This is a genomic window from Prescottella sp. D32 (assembly GCF_037287305.1).
In the GTDB taxonomy this organism is placed as follows: Bacteria; Actinomycetota; Actinomycetes; order Mycobacteriales; family Mycobacteriaceae; genus Prescottella; species Prescottella equi.
Map to the genome: position 1 here is coordinate 43,458 of NZ_JARBSW010000006.1, position 17,980 is coordinate 61,437.

At 67.5% G+C, this 17,980-nt stretch carries 19 protein-coding genes; 9 read left to right on the top strand and 10 right to left on the bottom strand.

Annotation, left to right across the window (positions count from 1 at the left end; translation table 11 throughout):
- Positions 1–146: 146 nt before the first annotated feature.
- Together PSS76_RS21330 and PSS76_RS21335 are read left to right on the top strand one after the other, a co-directional pair.
- Positions 147–1,136, top strand: coding sequence for an ATP-binding cassette domain-containing protein (locus PSS76_RS21330; protein ID WP_084923980.1), 990 nt, complete (start codon positions 147–149; stop codon positions 1,134–1,136).
- On the top strand, positions 1,133–1,963 hold the full coding sequence (locus tag PSS76_RS21335; protein ID WP_005513604.1) for an ABC transporter permease: 831 nt from the start codon (positions 1,133–1,135) through the stop codon (positions 1,961–1,963). The genes PSS76_RS21330 and PSS76_RS21335 overlap by 4 nt, the downstream gene beginning before the upstream one ends.
- A gap of 103 nt (positions 1,964–2,066) precedes the next feature.
- On the opposite strand, the gene PSS76_RS21340 is transcribed toward PSS76_RS21335, so the two are convergent.
- From PSS76_RS21340 to PSS76_RS21355, 4 genes are all read right to left on the bottom strand, one after another.
- Positions 2,067–3,665: an MDR family MFS transporter gene (locus tag PSS76_RS21340; RefSeq protein WP_443147381.1), complete on the bottom strand. Its 1,599-nt coding sequence runs from the start codon at positions 3,663–3,665 to the stop codon at positions 2,067–2,069.
- Positions 3,662–4,144: a MarR family winged helix-turn-helix transcriptional regulator gene (locus PSS76_RS21345; RefSeq protein WP_013415824.1), complete on the bottom strand. Its 483-nt coding sequence runs from the start codon at positions 4,142–4,144 to the stop codon at positions 3,662–3,664. Before PSS76_RS21345 ends, PSS76_RS21340 begins: the two co-directional genes overlap by 4 nt.
- A 158-nt stretch (positions 4,145–4,302) precedes the next feature.
- A complete protein-coding gene (locus PSS76_RS21350) occupies positions 4,303–5,568 on the bottom strand; it encodes a class I SAM-dependent RNA methyltransferase (RefSeq protein ID WP_041674168.1) in 1,266 nt (421 codons plus the stop codon).
- Between the two features lie 13 nt (positions 5,569–5,581).
- Entirely contained in the window at positions 5,582–7,576 is a 1,995-nt protein-coding gene (locus PSS76_RS21355; protein WP_013415822.1) for an APC family permease, read from the bottom strand.
- 212 nt (positions 7,577–7,788) lie between these two features.
- On the opposite strand from PSS76_RS21355, the gene PSS76_RS21360 reads away from it, so the two are divergent.
- Together PSS76_RS21360 and PSS76_RS21365 are read left to right on the top strand one after the other, a co-directional pair.
- On the top strand, positions 7,789–8,454 hold the full coding sequence (locus PSS76_RS21360) for a potassium channel family protein (protein ID WP_013415821.1): 666 nt from the start codon (positions 7,789–7,791) through the stop codon (positions 8,452–8,454).
- 46 nt (positions 8,455–8,500) lie between these two features.
- On the top strand, positions 8,501–9,157 hold the full coding sequence (locus PSS76_RS21365) for a potassium channel family protein (RefSeq protein ID WP_022595570.1): 657 nt from the start codon (positions 8,501–8,503) through the stop codon (positions 9,155–9,157).
- On the opposite strand, the gene PSS76_RS21370 is transcribed toward PSS76_RS21365, so the two are convergent.
- Complete coding sequence (locus PSS76_RS21370) at positions 9,134–9,841, bottom strand: DUF3159 domain-containing protein (protein ID WP_175272127.1); 708 nt, start codon at positions 9,839–9,841, stop codon at positions 9,134–9,136. The genes PSS76_RS21365 and PSS76_RS21370 overlap by 24 nt on opposite strands.
- Positions 9,842–9,913: 72 nt before the next feature.
- The gene (locus PSS76_RS21375; protein ID WP_013415819.1) at positions 9,914–10,291 is read right to left on the bottom strand and encodes an OB-fold nucleic acid binding domain-containing protein; all 378 of its coding nucleotides are present in this window, start codon (positions 10,289–10,291) and stop codon (positions 9,914–9,916) included.
- A 201-nt stretch (positions 10,292–10,492) separates the two neighbouring features.
- On the opposite strand from PSS76_RS21375, the gene PSS76_RS21380 reads away from it, so the two are divergent.
- Positions 10,493–11,215, top strand: coding sequence for an alpha/beta fold hydrolase (locus PSS76_RS21380; protein ID WP_064059784.1), 723 nt, complete (start codon positions 10,493–10,495; stop codon positions 11,213–11,215).
- A 7-nt stretch (positions 11,216–11,222) separates the two neighbouring features.
- Here the strand turns inward: PSS76_RS21380 and PSS76_RS21385 are convergent, their stop codons facing one another.
- Both PSS76_RS21385 and dut read right to left on the bottom strand, forming a co-directional pair.
- Positions 11,223–12,038, bottom strand: a complete 816-nt coding sequence (locus PSS76_RS21385) for a DUF3710 domain-containing protein (protein WP_005513617.1) — start codon at positions 12,036–12,038, stop codon at positions 11,223–11,225.
- Between the two features lie 2 nt (positions 12,039–12,040).
- A complete protein-coding gene (gene dut, locus PSS76_RS21390; RefSeq protein ID WP_005513618.1) occupies positions 12,041–12,583 on the bottom strand; it encodes a dUTP diphosphatase in 543 nt (180 codons plus the stop codon).
- Between the two features lie 18 nt (positions 12,584–12,601).
- On the opposite strand from dut, the gene PSS76_RS21395 reads away from it, so the two are divergent.
- A complete protein-coding gene (locus tag PSS76_RS21395) occupies positions 12,602–13,111 on the top strand; it encodes a DUF3093 domain-containing protein (protein WP_013415815.1) in 510 nt (169 codons plus the stop codon).
- 35 nt (positions 13,112–13,146) lie between these two features.
- On the opposite strand, the gene PSS76_RS21400 is transcribed toward PSS76_RS21395, so the two are convergent.
- Entirely contained in the window at positions 13,147–13,449 is a 303-nt protein-coding gene (locus PSS76_RS21400; RefSeq protein ID WP_005513624.1) for a DUF4193 domain-containing protein, read from the bottom strand.
- Between the two features lie 481 nt (positions 13,450–13,930).
- Between PSS76_RS21400 and cei the strand changes: the two genes are divergently transcribed.
- Positions 13,931–14,611: an envelope integrity protein Cei gene (gene cei, locus PSS76_RS21405; protein WP_022595560.1), complete on the top strand. Its 681-nt coding sequence runs from the start codon at positions 13,931–13,933 to the stop codon at positions 14,609–14,611.
- 9 nt (positions 14,612–14,620) lie between these two features.
- Here the strand turns inward: cei and PSS76_RS21410 are convergent, their stop codons facing one another.
- On the bottom strand, positions 14,621–15,544 hold the full coding sequence (locus PSS76_RS21410; RefSeq protein WP_005513627.1) for an inositol monophosphatase family protein: 924 nt from the start codon (positions 15,542–15,544) through the stop codon (positions 14,621–14,623).
- Positions 15,545–15,688: 144 nt separating this feature from the next.
- Between PSS76_RS21410 and ppgK the strand changes: the two genes are divergently transcribed.
- Positions 15,689–16,465, top strand: coding sequence for a polyphosphate--glucose phosphotransferase (gene ppgK / locus PSS76_RS21415; protein ID WP_172504522.1), 777 nt, complete (start codon positions 15,689–15,691; stop codon positions 16,463–16,465).
- Between the two features lie 123 nt (positions 16,466–16,588).
- Complete coding sequence (locus PSS76_RS21420) at positions 16,589–17,968, top strand: RNA polymerase sigma factor (RefSeq protein WP_005513631.1); 1,380 nt, start codon at positions 16,589–16,591, stop codon at positions 17,966–17,968.
- Positions 17,969–17,980: the final 12 nt, after the last annotated feature.

Sequence of the window (17,980 nt, forward strand, 5' to 3'; positions counted from 1 at the left end):
GGTCCGATTCGCGCCGGGCACCGCAGCCCGTGCGCGGCCGTCCGGTCTCGCGAGACCACGGAATTCGATTGCGCGGGCACCCGGTATCCGACAGGCTGGACGACGACCGAGTTGCGACATCGCTCACACGAGACCATGGGGACCACATGAGATCCGGCACCGCACTGGCCATCGAGACCACTGGATTGATCAAACGTTTCGGCTCCAACACCGCCGTCGACGGCGTCGACCTCGCTGTCCCCACGGGCGGTGTGTACGGGGTGCTGGGTCCGAACGGCGCCGGGAAGACGACGACGATCCGCATGCTCGCGACGTTGCTGCCGATCGACGGCGGCTCGGCCCGGGTGCTGGGCCACGACGTCGCGAAAGAGGCCGAGACGGTGCGCGCCAAGGTGTCCCTGACGGGGCAGTTCGCGTCGCTCGACGAGGATCTGACCGGCACCGAGAATCTCATACTGCTGGGCCGGCTGTACGGGTACTCGCGGGCCGCGGCCCGCTCCCGCTGCGACCAGCTCCTCGACGCATTCGGACTCCAGGAGGCCGGCGGCCGTCAGGTCAAGACCTATTCGGGTGGCATGCGCAGGCGCATCGACATCGCTGCCAGCATCATCGTGACCCCCGAACTGATCTTCCTCGACGAACCGACGACCGGCCTCGATCCACGCAGCCGCAACCAGGTGTGGGAGATCGTCCGCGCCCTGGTGGCGGGAGGCACCACCGTACTGCTCACCACCCAGTACCTGGACGAGGCGGACCAGCTGGCCGACCGGATCGCCGTGATCGACCACGGCAAGGTCATCGCCGAGGGCACCACCGGCCAGCTCAAGGCCTCGGTGGGCTCCGGAGCCCTGCACGTCCGCGTCGCCGAGCCTTCCCGGCGGGCCGACGCCGCCGTGACACTCGAACGCACGCTCGGCGTGCCCGTCAACCTCGAATCCGATCCCGCCGCGCTGACGGCACGCATCGACGACCCGCAGCGGGTGGCTCGCGCTCTCGCCGCACTCGACGACGAGAATCTCGCCGTCACGACGTTCGCGCTCGGCCAGCCCAGCCTCGACGAGGTGTTCCTCGCCCTGACCGGGCACGGCGCCGAGACCACCACAGACTCCGACACCCTCGAGGGGACCGCGTCATGACCGACACCATCACCACCTCTGCGCAGGCGGTCGGCAACGTCCTGCAGATGCCCGGCCCGCGCCCGGCACGGCCGAACGCGCTGTCGACGTCGATGTCGTTCGGGTGGCGCGCCCTGCTCAAGATCAAGCACGTGCCGGAACAGCTGTTCGACGTGACCATGTTCCCGATCATGTTCACGCTGATGTTCACGTTCCTGTTCGGCGGTGCGCTCGCCGGTTCGACCGGGGCCTACGTCCAGTTCCTCATTCCGGGCATCCTCGTGCAGACCGTCGTCATGATCACGATGTACACCGGTCTCACGCTCAACAAGGACATCGAGAAGGGCGTCTTCGACCGCTTCCGCTCCCTGCCGATCTGGCGGCCGTCACCGCTGGTGGGCGCCCTGTTCGGCGACATCGTCCGCTACACGATCGCGTCCGTGATCGTGCTGATCCTGGGCCTGATCCTCGGGTTCCGGCCGGCCGGCGGCGTCGTCGGAGTGGTGCTGTCGGTCCTGCTGTTGCTGCTGTTCTCGTTCAGCCTGTCGTGGGTGTGGACGATGTTCGCGATGCTGCTGCGCACCGAACAGGCCGTCATGGGCGTGTCGATGTTCATCCTGTTCCCGCTCACGTTCGCCAGCAACATCTTCGTCGACCCGTCGACGATGCCCGGCTGGCTGCAGGCGTTCGTCGAGGTCAACCCGATCAGTCACCTCGTCACGACTCTTCGCGCGCTGTGCGAAGGCTCGTTCGAGTTCGGCCAGATGTCGGGCGTGCTGATCTGGTGCGCCGGGTTCATCGTCATCTTCGGACCGCTGACGATGCGCCTGTACAACCGCAAGACGTAGACCGGGATTCGACCCACGAAAGAGAGCGGCCCGCAACCGGTATCGGTTGCGGGCCGTTCTCTTTCGTTGTTCTCGGTTGTTCTCGACCGCCTGGGAGTGTGCGTCAGGCCCGGATGTCCGCGGTCTCCGCGGCCTCGTCCGCATCGGCAGGCTTCTGGATGTCGATGGTCCGGCGCAGCGGGGTGTTCGGGATGAAGATCACGCACACGAGCGTGATCAGGGCGACCGCCGCCGCGATCAGGAACAGCAGTCCGGTGGCGTCACCGTAGGCGCCGCGGATGATGTCCGCGACCGGGCCCGGCAGCGCGTTCAGGTCCAGATTGCCGCCGCTACCCGGAGAGTGCGTGTCGATACCGAGCTTCGCGAACCCGTCGGCCGACAGGGTCGTCACGCGGGTGGCGAGCACCGAACCGAGAACCGACACACCGATCGCACCGCCGAAGGTCCGGAAGAACGCCACCGAACTGCTGGCGGAGCCGATGTTCTGCACACTCACGGTGTTCTGGACGGCGAGCACCAGGTTCTGCATCAGGCTGCCGACGCCGATACCGACGATCGCGATGTACACGCCGATCAGCCACAGGCTGGTCTCGTGGTCGATCGTGCCGAGCAGTCCGAAACCGATCACCAACAGCACCGCGCCGCCCACGATGAAGGGCTTCCACTTGCCGAATCGGGTGATCAGCTGGCCGGAGACCACCGACGAGATCAGCATGCCCATCACCATCGGGATGGTCAGCACACCCGCGATCGTCGGGGAGTGCCCGCGCGCAGTCTGGAAGTACTGGCCGAGGAACGTCGTGGCACCGAACATCCCGACACCGACCGCGATGGACGCGATGATCGCCAGACCGGTGGTCTTCTCGGTGATGATGGCAAGCGGAATGATCGGCGACTTGACCTTCGATTCCACGATCACCGTCGCGATCAGCAGCAGCACGCCGACGCCGACGTAGATCGCCGACTCCTTCGAGATCCACGCGTAGTAGTCCGCCTTACCCGCGAACGACACCCAGATGAGCAGGATGCTGACGCCGGCGGTGAGGAGCGTCGCGCCCAGCCAGTCGATGGAGACGTCGTCCTTGCGTTCGGTCGCGATGTGCAGTGTGCGCTGGAGCAGGAACAGCGCGACGACCGCGATCGGCACACAGACGAAGAAGCACCAGCGCCAGCCGAGCGGGCTGTCGACGATCACGCCGCCGAGGATCGGGCCACCGGACATCGAGACCGCCATTGCGGCACCCATGTAGCCCGAGTAGCGACCGCGGTCGCGGGGCGGAATGATGCTGCCGATGATCGCGACGACCAACGCGGTCAGACCGCCCATGCCGATGCCCTGCACGACGCGCGCCGCCAGCAGCACCGGCACGTTGTGCGCGAAGCCGGCGATGACCGAACCGATCACGAAGATCACGATCGAGGTCTGGACCAGGATCTTCTTGTTGAACAGGTCGGCGAGCTTGCCCCAGATCGGGGTCGACGCCGCGTTGGCCAGCAGCGCGGTGGTGATGACCCACGCGTACTGGGTCTGGTTGCCCTTCAGGTCACCGATGATCGTCGGCAACGCCGTCGAGACGATGGTCGAACTGAGCAGTGCCGTGAACAGCGCTGCGATGAGGCCTGCCAGGACCTCGAGAATCTGGCGATGGGTCATCGCCTCTTCACCGGTACCTGCCCGGCTCTCCCCCACTGGTGTCGTCATCGAAGTGCTCTCCCACATTGATCGGCTACTAGAGGCGAGGGGTCGGGACGCGTGGTCAGCGAGTCGGTGAGTCGTTCGACAGCGGTCAACGCCGCCGTCGCCTCCTCCTGGCTCCACTCACCGAGCAGGGCACGCAATCGCGCGGACCTGCGTTCCTTGGTGGTCTGCAACACCTCGTCGCCCTTTTCGGAGACCTGGACACGGAAAGCCCGCCTGTCGTCCGGGTCCGGGTGACGCTCGACCAGGCCGGCGTCGACCAGTTCGGTCATCTGCCGGCTGAGCCCCGACTGGCTCAGACACAGAATCGACGCCAGTTCGTTCTGTCGGCATGGTCCCCGGGCCGACAGCGCGACGAGCACGGCGACCAGTGCCGGGGCGATCGGATCGTCCGCTGTACCGGCGATCGCGTTCTTCAGCGAACGACCGAACAGGAAGATCGCATCGACCAAGGCCTGCGCTGTGTCCGCCTGCACCGCCATCCGTGCACCCCGCATCCCTCATAATTACTTGCAGAGCGCAACTATATGCATAGTTGCGTGCCTCAAGCAATTACTTCCCAAATGCGACATACCGCATTTCAGGGCACCTACCAGTGCTTTTATGAAAACCGGGCGTCCGGTCCGTGTCCGGCGCCACGTCATCGAGTGAGTAGCGCGAGGCTCTCGACGTGATGGGTGAGGGGGAAAGCATCGAAAGCGCGAACCTGTTCGAGCCGGTAACCGCCCGCGCGGAAGAGGGAGACGTCCCTCGCGAACGACGCCGGATCGCACCCGATGTGCACGATCCGCTGCGGGGCCGCCGCGACGATCGTGTCGACCACCTCGCGGCCGGCACCGGTCCGCGGCGGGTCGAGCACCACGACGTCGGGGGTGGGCAGATCGTGCAGGGCCCGCTCGACGCGCGCCGCATGCAGACGGACCTGCGGAAGGTCGGCCAACGCCTCGCCGCCGTCGGCCACGGCCTGCTTCGAGAACTCCACCGAATCGACACGTCCGGTCACCCCGACCTGGTCGGCGAGGGTGGCCGCAAACACTCCCACGCCGCCGTAGAGATCCCACACGTTGTCACCCGCGGAGGGCTGCGTCCACTCCCCCACGACCTCTGCATACGTCTCGGCCGCACCGCGGTGTGCCTGCCAGAAGCCGGTGGCCGCGAGGTGCCACTCCCGGCCGCCGACCCGCTCGACGGGTCGGCCGGAGCCGATGACGACCCGCTCGGCCCGGGTACCCGACGACGCCGCTCGTCGCGCCGTCGCACCGCGTCGTCCCGGACTGCGTCGACCCGTGCGCGACACCTTGGCCGGAGCGATCTCCACCACGTGCCGGTCGCCGTCCGCATCGAGCACCACCTGAACCTCGCCGCCGGGCTGCCACGACCGCTCGGAGAGCCCCGCGTACGCGGACAGGTCGATCTGCGGGCACGCCAGGAACGTCTCGATCTCGAGGCTGCGGTAGCGATGGAAGCCGGGACGCCCCGACGCGTCGACCGCGAGCCGCACACGAGACCGCCAACCGGTTCCGTTGCCGGTTCCGGGAAGCGGCTCGACGGCGACGTCCTGCTCGACGCCCGCGATCCGGCGCAGCTGCTCGGCGACGACGAACGCCTTCATCGACCGGCCCGCGTCGAGCGTGGCGTGCGAGTAGTCGCAGCACCCGGCACCGCCCGGTCCCGCGATGGGGCACAGCGATTCGATCCGGTCCGGGGACGGTGCGAGGATCTCGACGGCGTCGGCGCGGCAGAACGAACCACCGCGATCCTCCGTCACCAGTGCAACCACCTTTTCGCCGGGCAGGCCGTGCCTGACGAAGAGCACGCGACCCTCGTGCCGGGCGACACAGAACCCGCCGTGGCCGGGATTGCCCAACTCGACCTCGAGTCGACGTCCCGTCCAGTCCTCACTCACCACGAACCGCCAATCACTTGTCTTCCGTCTCGAATCCACGCCGAATTGCGCCGGGAGCATTGTCCACCCGTTCGCGCTTGACCTTCTCCGACGAGCTCAGCTGCCAGGGCACGCTGGTGACCATCACGCCCGGCTGGAACAGCAGTCGGCTCTTCAGACGCAGCGCGCTCTGGTTGTGCAGGATCTGTTCCCACCAGTGGCCGACGACGTACTCGGGGATGAACACGGTCACGACGTCGCGTGGCGAGTCCCTGCGGACCCGGCGCACATAGTCGAGCACCGGCTTGGTGATCTCGCGGTACGGCGACTCGATCACCTTGAGCGGCACCGTGATGTCGCTCTTCTCCCACTCTCGCACCAGTGCGCGAGTGTCGGGCTCGTCGACGTTGACCGTGACCGCCTCGATGGTGTCGGGCCGAGTGGCCCGCGCGTACGCGAGGGCCCGCATCGTCGGCATGTGCATCTTCGACACCAGGACGATCGAATGGGTGCGGCTCGGCAGGACGCCGTCCCACTCCTGTTCCTCGAGTTCCGCGGCGACGCTGTCGTAGTGCCGCCGGATCGACTTCATCACGATGAAGATCAGGATCATGGCGACGATGGCGATCCAGGCGCCGGCGGCGAACTTCGTCAGCAGCACGATGATCAGCACGGCGCCCGTCATCGCGAGGCCGATCGAGTTGATCACCCGCGAACGCTGCATGCGCCGACGCTGCGTCGGATCCGTCTCGGCCCGCAGGTGCCGGGTCCAGTGCCGGATCATGCCGGTCTGGCTGAGCACGAACGAGACGAACACGCCGACGATGTAGAGCTGGATGAGCTTGGTCACCTCGGCGCCGAACACCACGACGAAGGCGATGGCCGCGCCCGAGAGGAACAGGATGCCGTTGCTGAATGCGAGTCGATCGCCACGGGTGTGCAGCTGGCGCGGCAGGTAGCGGTCCTGCGCCAGCACCGACCCGAGCACGGGAAAGCCGTTGAAGGCGGTGTTGGCCGCGAGAACGAGGATCAGGGCCGTGACGATCGCCATGAAGTAGAAGCCGACCGGGAACCCGGAGAACACCGCCTCGGCCAGCTGCGCGATCAGCGTCTTCTGGTGATAGCCCTCCGGTGCCCCGACGAGCTGGGTGTCCGGATCGTGCGCGTAGACGATGCCGATCTTCTGGGCCAGCATGATGATGCCCATCAGCAGCACGATCGCGAACGTGCCGAGCAGGAGCAGCGTGGTGGCGGCGTTGCGCGACTTGGGCTTCTGGAACGCCGGCACGCCGTTGCTGATCGCCTCGACGCCCGTCAGAGCGGCGCAACCGGACGAGAAGGCACGTGCGATGAGGAAGGCGAAGGCGATGCCGTACAGATGGGAATCCTCGGCCTGCAGATCGAAGGCCGACGACTCGGCGTGGACGTCGTCGCCGAAGAGGTAGATCCGCGCGAAACCCCATCCGAGCATGATCAGCATGCCGACGATGAAGGCGTAGGTGGGAAGCGCGAAGGCGGAACCCGACTCGCGGATTCCGCGCAGGTTCACGGCGGTCAGCAACGCGATCGCCGCGATCGCGAACAGAACCTTGTGCTGCGCGACGAACGGTACCGCCGAACCGATGTTCGACGCTGCGGACGAGATCGACACGGCGACCGTGAGCACGTAGTCGACCATGAGCGCACTGCCGACCGTCAAGCCCGCATTGGGTCCCAGGTTGGTCGTCGCGACCTCGTAGTCGCCACCACCCGACGGGTAGGCGTGCACGTTCTGCCGATAGCTGGCCACCACGACTGCCATCACCACTGCGACGGCCAGACCGATCCAAGGAGTGTAGGCGTACGCGGAGATGCCCGCGACGGAGAGGACCAGGAAGATCTCCTCGGGCGCGTACGCGACCGAAGACATTGCATCCGAGGCGAAAACCGGTAGCGCGATGCGCTTGGGCAGTAGCGTGTGCCCAAGCTTGTCGCTTCGGAACGGCCGCCCCAGGATCAGCCGTTTTGCGGCTGTGGAAACCTTCGACACCGCCAAAGCGTAAGCCGTCCGAACAGTTCCGTGACACGGGGGCGGCGCTCTGGGCGTTTCATCGACATTACTCTGCGCCCGAACTGCTGTGACACTCGCCCTCCCGCCCCGCACGACCGCGAATACTTGCTCTTCCCCAGGCGCGCTGTACGGTTCGATTCGACGCCGGCGGCAACCCGTCGGGTCTGACGTGAGATGAACGGAGTGGACGGGTGTACGTAGTCGTCATGGGGTGTGGCCGAGTCGGCTCGTCCCTCGCTACAGCACTGAGCCGGATCGGCCACGAAGTGGCGGTCATCGACCGCGACGAGAGCGCCTTCCTCCGCCTCGGGCCCGACTTCTCGGGTCACACGGTCGTCGGCATGGGATTCGACCGCGACGTGCTGATTCGCGCCGGGATCGAACGCGCCGAGGCGTTCGCCGCGGTCTCCTCCGGCGACAACTCGAACATCATCTCCGCGCGCGTCGCACGCGAGACGTTCGGTGTCGAACGGGTCGTCGCACGCATCTACGACGCCAAACGCGCCGCGGTCTACGAGCGTCTCGGCATCCCGACCATCGCGACCGTCCCCTGGACCACCGATCGCTTCATGCTCGCCCTCGCCCAGGACGACCAGATCTCGAAGTGGCGCGATCCGTCGGGCACGGTCGTGGTCACCGAACTGCCGCTGCACGAGGACTGGGTGGGCCGCAGCATCACCGACCTCGAGACGGCGACGAGTTCGCGTGTGTCGTTCATCATCCGATTCGGGTCGGGGATCCTTCCGGACCGCAAGACCGTCATCCAGGCCCAGGACCAGGTGTACGTGGCCGCCGTGTCCGGGACCGTCGCGGAAGCGGTCGCGCTGGCCGGCAACCCGCCCCCGTCGGACGAGTGAGCCCGGACATGACCCCCTTGCCGTTCGACCCGATTGGATGTCCCTGATGAGAGTCGCCATCGCAGGGGCCGGCGCTGTCGGCCGCTCCATAGCCCGTGAACTCGTCCGCAGCAAGCACCACGTGATGCTGCTCGAACGCAAGCTCGAGCACGTCGAACCCGACGTGATCCCGGAAGCCGAGTGGGTGCACGCGGACGCGTGTGAGCTCAGCCTCCTCGAGGCCGCGCGACTCGAGACGTACGACGTCGTCATCGCTGCGACCGGCGACGACAAGGCCAACATCGTGGTGAGTCTGCTCGCGAAGACGGAGTTCGGGGCGCCCCGCGTGGTCGCCCGCGTCAACGATCCGCGCAACGAGTGGCTGTTCGACGAGTCCTGGGGCGTGGACGTGGCGGTGTCGACGCCGCGCATGCTCGCCTCGCTGGTCGAGGAAGCCGTGACGGTGGGCGACCTGGTGCGCCTGATGACGTTCCGTCAGGGACAGGCCAACCTCGTCGAGATCACACTGCCCGACGACACGCCGCTTGCCGGCAAGCCGGTGCGCAAGATCAAGCTCCCGCGCGATGCGGCGCTGGTGACGATTCTGCGCGGCGGCCGGGTCATCGTCCCGCAGCCGGACGATCCGGTGGAGGGCGGCGACGAGCTGCTGTTCGTCGCCGCGGTGGAGGTCGAGGACGAGCTACGCGCCGCGATCGACATCTGAGCCCGAGGACGGACCCGCTTCACCTGCCGAGGCGGGCTTCCCGTCCTCCGGTTCGGCGGCCGCGTCCGGCTGCTCAGGCGCCGGCTCGACCAGCCGGTCCGCCCGGCGCACCGCCCAGATCGTCACGAGGAGTACGAGTCCGGTGAGCGGCCATCCCATGCCGATGCGCGCGGCTGCGAGCCAGCCCGTCTGATCCGCGTCGTACAACTCGGACTGGACCAGGTAGCGTGCCCCGAACACCAGCGCCCACGCCGCCGTCGCGACGTCGTAGGCACGTACCGCCCCCTTGTGGGACTTCCAGATGTTCCGGTGACCGTTCAGATAGCCCCATGCGACACCCACGAGCGGCCAGCGCACCAGGATCGAGACCAGGAACACAGCCGCGTACAGCAGGCTCGTGTAGATACCGAAGAGGAAGTAGCCCTTGGCATCCCCGGTTCGGTAGGCGATGAAGGCGCAGACACCGACCCCGAGGAAGCCGGAGATTGCCGGTTGGATCGGACCCCGCTTGACCAGGCGCCACACGAGGATCGCGGCGGCGACACCGAGCGCGGTCCAGACCGCCGGCGCCAGGCCCCACAGACTGTTCGCCGGCACGAAGACGACGATGGGCAACGACGAGTAGATCAGCCCGCTGAGTCCACCGAGCTGCTCGAGGATCGTCTGCTGCTTCGTTTCGGTCACGCGACGAGAGTGCCACATTCGGTCGGCGAGCCGCCGTCGGCACGGAGAACGGGGCCCGGAGAGGGACGTCGGTCAGGAGTCGCCACGGAGCTCGTAGTACGGGTTGAAGATCACCTTCTGACCGTCGCGGTCACCCACCCGGCCGCGAACCATCAGAGTCTTGCCCGGTTCGATGCCGGGGATGCGGCGGCGTCCGATCCACACCAGGGTGACCGGATCGGTGCCGTCGAAGAACTCGGCCCGGACACTCGCATTGGCCGACTTGGGACACGCCTCCACACTGCGGAGCCGGCCGAACATGGTGACCTCTTCGCCCCTGGTGCAGTCGCAAGCGCGGGTAGCGCCGGATGCCTGGGCGGTCTCGACCATCTCCTCGGCATCGAGCTGCTCGAGATCCTCGGTGAGTCGGCGAGTCAGCCTGCGAAAGTAGCCTGCCGCGGCGGGTGCCATAGCGCGCTCCTGGAGCAAATGGCGACGTATCGAACGTCGCACGAAGGGTTGTATCTGGGTATAACGCTTGTCTTGCACGAATCCTGCCCGAGTCCCGTGAGGGACCCGAGCGGGGTCCATGAGGGTCACTGTAACCCTAAAGTGACCTGACAACCACAGCCGTCCTGATCCCCTGTGAAACGGACAGTGCAAGATCGAACCATGCAGCTGCAGCCGTGGCCCCCGGTGGCCGTCGCACTCCCCGGAACGGGCTCCGACGCGACCTTCGTCGATCGCGCCTTCCGGGCGGCGTTGTCCCAGGTAGGCGTCGCGACGATCGCGGTGGACCCGGACCCGCGGCGGGTGGTGGGCAGCTACCGCGACGCCATGGACCGCGCGGCCGAGGAGCACGGGACGATCGCTGTCGCGGGCGTGTCGATCGGCGCGGCCGTCGCACTCGAATGGGCGGCCGACAATCCCGACCGGGTTCGCGCCGTGCTCGCGGCACTGCCGGCCTGGACGGGATCGCCCGTGGGCACTCCCGCGGCAGCGAGTGCCGTTTTCACAGCGTCCCGGCTGCGCGCCGACGGACTCGACGCCGTCACCGCCGAGATGACCGCGTCGAGCCCGTCGTGGCTGGCGGACGAACTGAGCCGCTCCTGGCGATCCCAGTGGCCCGACCTGCCGTCCGCGCTGGAGGAGGCGGCGTCCTACCACGCGCTCGACGTCGCGGATCTCGCGCGGCTGCGCGTGCCCGTCGGCATCGCGGCCGCTGTCGACGACGCCGTGCACCCCCTCGCGGTGGCGCAGCAGTGGGTCTCGGCACTGCCGGCAGCCGACCTCGTCGAAGTACAACTCCAAGCGGTCGGCGATGATCCGAGTGTGCTGGGACGGGCGTGTCTGGCCGCGTTGGATCGCCGGATCCCGATGGCAGATCCGGTCTAGGCGACCGTCAGAGACCGAGCTGCTGCATCGCGGAACCGGACTCACCGCGGCGCGGCGGTTCGGATCCGTTCCCGGACGGCGGCTGCTGCGACTGCCCCGCAGTCGCCTGGGCCTGCTCCTGCGCGGCCTGCTGCTGAGCGGCGAGCTGCTGGGCGTGGGCCGCCTGCAACTGCTCCACGAGTACCTGAGGCAGCACGATGGGCAGCGGCGTGCGCACCGGGTGCGGATCGTTTCCGCGCGCGATCACCGTGTTCAACAGAACGGCCCGAGCGGTCGCGACGAGCGGACCGTCGCTCACGACGGCCCCGGACGGCCCCGCCACCACGCAGCGAACCATCCAGCGCGGTCCGTCGACACCGATGAAGCGCAGATCTGCGTTGGGGGTCGCGGCTGCCACCTCGCGGCCCCACGGACCGGATTCGATGCTGACGTCGGCGTTGTCCGCACGCAGCGACTCCGCCAACTCCGATGCGACCTCGCGCCACTGGCCGGGCGACTTCGGCGCCGCATAGGCGGACACCGTGATGCGGCCGTACTGGGTCACGAGGTGGACGTTCTGCGGAGCGCCCTCCGGGGACATCTCGACCTGCAGCTGAGCCCCCTCGGGCATGGGCAGGAACACGGACCCGAGATCCAGGCGCGTCGCGGCCGGCTCCTCGCCCTCGCCGAGCTCGCTCACGTCGTACGGACCGCCGTCGAGCGCACCGACCGGAGCATCGAGTTCGGACTCCGCGGCGTCCTCCATGTCCTGATCGACCGGGGTGGCCTCGACCGGCGCGGTGTCCGCGTGCTCGGCTTCCTTCTTCTTGCGACGTCCGAACATGATCAGGCCCCTTCCCTCGGCTGCCGCGTCAACTCGTGCGGGCGGCCTTCCGTACCGTCGACAGCTCGATCGGCATTGTGCGCGTCGAGGATCGCATGTCCGCCGCTCGATCCGTAGCCGCCTGTCCCCCGGACCGTTTCGTCGAGCGTATCGACCTCCACGAAGTCGACGAGCTCGACCTTCTGCACCACGAGCTGCGCGATGCGGTCGCCGCGACGCAGTTCGACGGGCGTCTCGAGGTCGTGGTTGATCAGGCAGACCTTGATCTCACCTCGGTAGCCGGCGTCGATCGTGCCGGGGGTGTTGACCACGGACAGACCGGTCTTGGCTGCCAGGCCCGACCGAGGATGGATCAGACCGACCGTACCGATCGGGAGCGCGACCGCGATGCCGGTTCCGACCAGGACTCGGCGGCCCGGTTCGATCGTGACGTCGGTCGTAGTACAGAGGTCGACGCCGGCGTCACCTTCGTGGGCCCGCCGGGGAAGCGGGATACCGGGGTCGAGTCGCTTCAACGCGACGGCAGGAAGATCGCTCACGTGCACCGAGACTACTCTGAAGGCGTGCCCGAATCGTCTCAGCCCGCAGCTACCACGCCCGACACCCGCACACCGATCTACTCGGAACGTCTGTGGGTGCCGTTGTGGTGGTGGCCTGCCGGATTGTTCATCGCAGGACTCCTGGCCGCCGAGATCCACATGGGGTCTCCCGGTGTACGGGCCTGGCTGCCCTACGTGCTTCTGTTCCCGTTCCCGGTGTGGGCGCTGCTCTGGGTCTCACGCCTACGAATCGAGGTGTTCGACGGGCCGGACGCCGAGCTCCGGGTCGGTCGCGCACATCTGCCGCTGTCGGTGATTTCCCGGACCGCGACCATTCCGCCGTCGGCGAAGAGCGCCGCGCTGGGCCGTCAGCTCGATCCGGCGGCATTCGTGACCAATCGGTCGTGGGTCAAGCAGACCGCTCTGATCGTCCTCGACGATCCGGAGGATCCGACCCCTTACTGGCTCGTCAGCACGAGGCGGCCAGCCGAACTGCTGGCCGCCATCGGCCGCGGGACTGCGCCCAAGGCGTAGCCTCGCTTCCTCGTGCGTGACCGGAGGGACCGGCGTCAGGCCGCGCAGTCCATGCAGATCATGACGCCGTTCTCTTCACTCGCGAGCCGGCTGCGGTGATGTACCAGGAAGCAGCTCGCGCAGGTGAATTCGTCGGCCTGCTTGGGTACCACCCGCACCGACAGCTCTTCGCCGGACAGATCTGCACCCGGGAGTTCGAACGACTCCGCGGTGTCGGACTCGTCCACATCGACGACCGCAGACTGCGCCTCGTTTCGTCGTGCCTTCAGTTCTTCGAGCGAGTCCTCGGAGACCTCGTCGGTCTCCGAGCGCCTCGGTGCGTCGTAGTCGGTTGCCATTTCCTCTTCCCCTCGTCCTCGTGCGTACATCCCCGGTGCCCGGGCCGTCACTCCTCGACAGGTGTGACGATCCTTGGAAAACCGAAGATCAGGCAGATACATTCCTGCGGCTGGAACAACGCCTCAGGACTTCCGGAAGTGCCCGAAACACCTTTCGGAAAACATGACCTGCGCCTCACTTCCGCCTTCCTACGGACCCTTTCGAAATCGTGTGTTCTCACGACTGGGGCCGCCAGACAATAGCCGACGCACCGCGAAAAGTGGCAACCGAACCGGACACTGTCGAAAACTGTCCGTCAATCGTCACCAACACCAGTTCGAGCCGAGACATTCCTGGACGCGGCATGTGCGCGACGGCGGCGGGGCGTGGATCTACAGTGATCAGGAGTTCGGTCGCAGTCGGCGGATCGTGGCCGGAACCACACCGATTCCCCGCGGGCCATCGAATCCGCGTTCATCTACGGAGAGGTCGACAGACACCGTGGTTTCCCTGATCACCGAAGGCAGCTCGACCGACGATCAGGGTCGGCGGTTCCCCCGGCGTCGCCTGCTACCCGCTGTCGCTCTGCTGTCGGTTCTGGCGCTCCTCGGCATCACGGTGTGGGCTCGCATCCTCACCGAACCCGAGGTGTACGCGACCACCGTCGACTGCAACCCGCCGGTGAAGCCGAAATCGCCGGACGCTCCCACGCCCGTCCCGCTCGGCGAGAAGGTGGGACGCAGCACCCTGCTCGACGTGGCCCCCGCGGCACTGTCGTCGACGCAGGTGCGCGTGTTCAACGCGAGCGGCGAGCGCGGGCAGGCCGCACACGTGGCAGCGCAGCTGGGCGAGTACGGATTCGCCAGCGCCCCCGACGTGCAGGCCGGCAACGATCCGGTGTACGTGGATCAGACACTGCAGTGCTACGGCCAGATCCGCTTCGGCGAGCAGGGCTTGGCCGCCGCCAGTGCACTGTGGCTCGTCGCGCCGTGCGCCGAACTGATCCAGGACGGCCGCACCGACGAGACCGTCGATCTGGCACTGGGCACCTACTCGAAGGACATCGCCCCCAGCGCCGACGCCGACGAGGTCCTCAAGTCGCTCAAGGATCCGGTTGCCGGGGCCGAGCCGGCGCCGCTCGACAGCGCGCTCCTCGACGCGGCCCGCACGGCGCGCTGCTGACCTTCGCGATCACGGTATCGGCGCGTACGCCCCCACCGACCGCATGACGGCCTCGAGCTCGTCGGCGATGCCCGGCGCCATCGCGAGCACGACTTCGCCGGATGCGCCGCCGACGTCGGGACCGGGCAGGTGGACGCGGGCGCCGGCCTCGCTCGCGATGAGGGCACCGGCCGCCCAGTCCCACGGATTGAGCCCGTGCTCGAAGTGCGCGTCGACCCGCCCGGAGGCGACCATGCACAGATCCAGTGCGGCGGAACCCACGCGGCGGATGTCGCGCACATGCGGGAGCAGGGCCGCGATCAGCTTCCCCTGAGCGCGGCGACGTTCGACGCCGTAGCCGAATCCGGTCGCCAGAAGCGCCGAGGAGGCGTCGGTGATCGGGTTGCACGACAGCGTTCCCTCGACGACCGCGTCGGGAGCACCCGAGTCGACGAACCGGGCGCCCTCCCCCTTCGCGGCCGAGTACGTCACACGCGCAGCGACATCCACGACCGCCCCTGCGACGGATACACCGTCGATCTGGGCGGCGACGGAAACCGAGTACGCGGGGATTCCGTAGAGGAAGTTGACCGTCCCGTCGATCGGATCGACCACCCACCGCACCCCCTCGGGGACGTCTCGGGCCCCGCCGCCTTCCTCGCCGAGCACCGCGTCCTGCGGGCGCAGTTCGGCGAGAAGGCCCCGGATCAACTGCTCGGCCTCGGTGTCGACGACGGTGACGGGATCGGTCGGTGTGCTCTTCGCCCGCACCGACTGTCCGTCGTCTCCGTGCACGCGCGCGCCCATCACGCCGAACACCTCCGGACGGCGCACCCGCACGTGTTCGGCAGCGGTCTCGGCGACGGCGACGGCGACCCGCAGCAGGTCTGCGGGGGTGACGGAGGCGGAATTCGAATCGGTCCGGTCGACGGGCGAGCTGTTCACGCGGTGCATGTGTGTATCGCACCACATCCACGAGCCGCCCCACCACCGGTATCGCGGACCTGCCATCACGCGGCCGAATGCTTCGGAACCAACTACTGTTTCGACGCAGACGGCCATCTCGGCAGACGAGGTCTCGAGCGAAGGGAGACGGTGGTGGGCGCACGCGGATTCGGCGTGGACGTCGGCGGCAGCGGCATCAAGGGGGCGCTGGTCGACCTCGCCACCGGTCGACTGGTCGAGGAGCGCATCAAGATCGAGACGCCCCGACCGGCGACCCCGGCCGCGGTCGCGGCAACCGTGGCCGAGATCGTTGCCCGCGCCGGCTGGAACGGGCCGGTCGGCGTCACCCTGCCGAGCGTCGTCACGGCCGGCGTCGCCCGCACTGCCGCGAACATCGACCCGTCCTGGATCGGGACCGACGCACGCGCCGTGCTGTCGGATGCCCTCGGCGGCCGACCCGTCACCGTCCTGAACGATGCCGACGCCGCCGGCATCGCCGAGGACCGGTTCGGCGCCGGCAAGGACGTCGACGGCGTCGTCGTGCTGCTGACGTTCGGCACGGGAATCGGGTCGGCGATCCTGCATCACGGCGTCCTCCTGCCCAACACCGAACTCGGCCACATGGAGGTCGACGGCAAGGAGGCCGAACATCGGGCCGCGTCGTCGGTCAAGGACGAGAAGGGGCTCTCGTACAAGGAGTGGGCCGCCGAGGTGACCCGTGTCCTGCAGCGCTACGAGGACCTGCTGTGGCCGGACCTGTTCATCGCCGGCGGCGGTATCAGCCGCAAGCACGAGAAGTGGATTCCGCGCCTGGAGAACCGTACGCCGATCGTTCCCGCAGCTCTGCTGAACACCGCGGGCATCGTCGGAGCGGCGCTGGCCTCCTCTGACGACCTGCCCGACGCAGTGGAAACCGGCATCGCTCCGTAACAATTTCCCAGCTGTCGTTACAATGGATGGCGGCCGACTGTGAGTCGGCGAAACCCGACAGACCTCTCCGCCGGAATTCCACTCTGGCGTGACGCCGCACGACACCGTCACGAAAGGGCGTACGTGGCAGCCACCGATACGCGTCAGACCGCAGATTCCACCCCCGAATCAGCGACCACTGCTTCCACTGCCGAGGCCACTACCGGTAGCGCGCCCGCCGCCAAGAAGGCTCCTGCGAAGAAGGCCGCCGCCAAGAAGGCGCCCGCCAAGAAGGCCGCCGCCAAGAAGGCTCCTGCGAAGAAGGCCGCCGCCAAGAAGACCGCGGCCAAGAAGACCACCAAGAAGGCCACCTCCAAGGCGGCCAAGGGCGGCGACGACATCGTCGAGGACGATGACATCGACATTGCCGACCTCGATGTCGCTGCCGGCGACCTCGTCGAGGAAGAGGTCGAGGACGTCGTCGTCGAAGAGGACGAGGAGACCGAGGAGCCGTCCGAGAAGGACAAGGCGTCCGGCGACTTCGTCTGGGACGAAGAGGAGTCCGAGGCTCTCCGCCAGGCCCGCAAGGACGCCGAGCTGACCGCATCCGCCGACTCGGTGCGTGCGTACCTCAAGCAGATCGGCAAGGTGGCCCTGCTCAATGCCGAGGAGGAGGTCGAACTCGCCAAGCGCATCGAGGCCGGCCTGTTCGCGACGCACAAGATGAACGAGATGGCGGAGAAGGGCGAGAAGCCCTCCCCCACCGATCGCCGCAACCTGAACTGGATCACGCGCGACGGCAACCGCGCCAAGAACCATCTGCTCGAGGCGAACCTTCGACTGGTCGTGTCGCTGGCCAAGCGCTACACCGGCCGCGGCATGGCCTTCCTGGACCTCATCCAGGAGGGAAACCTCGGTCTGATCCGTGCGGTCGAGAAGTTCGACTACACGAAGGGCTACAAGTTCTCGACGTACGCCACGTGGTGGATCCGTCAGGCCATCACCCGCGCGATGGCCGACCAAGCCCGCACGATCCGTATCCCCGTGCACATGGTCGAGGTCATCAACAAGCTCGGCCGCATCCAGCGTGAGCTGCTCCAGGATCTGGGCCGCGAGCCCACCCCCGAGGAGCTCGCGAAGGAAATGGACATCACGCCGGAGAAGGTGCTGGAGATCCAGCAGTACGCGCGTGAACCCATCTCGCTGGATCAGACCATCGGCGACGAGGGCGACAGCCAGCTCGGCGACTTCATCGAGGACTCCGAGGCCGTCGTCGCCGTCGACGCGGTGAGCTTCACGTTGCTGCAGGATCAGTTGCAGTCGGTGCTCGAGACCCTGTCCGAGCGCGAGGCCGGTGTGGTGCGCCTGCGCTTCGGCCTCACCGACGGCCAGCCGCGGACTTTAGACGAAATCGGTCAGGTCTACGGCGTCACCCGCGAGCGGATCCGCCAGATCGAGTCGAAGACCATGTCCAAGCTGCGCCACCCGTCGCGGTCGCAGGTGCTGCGCGACTACCTCGACTAGAGGCCGGACAGC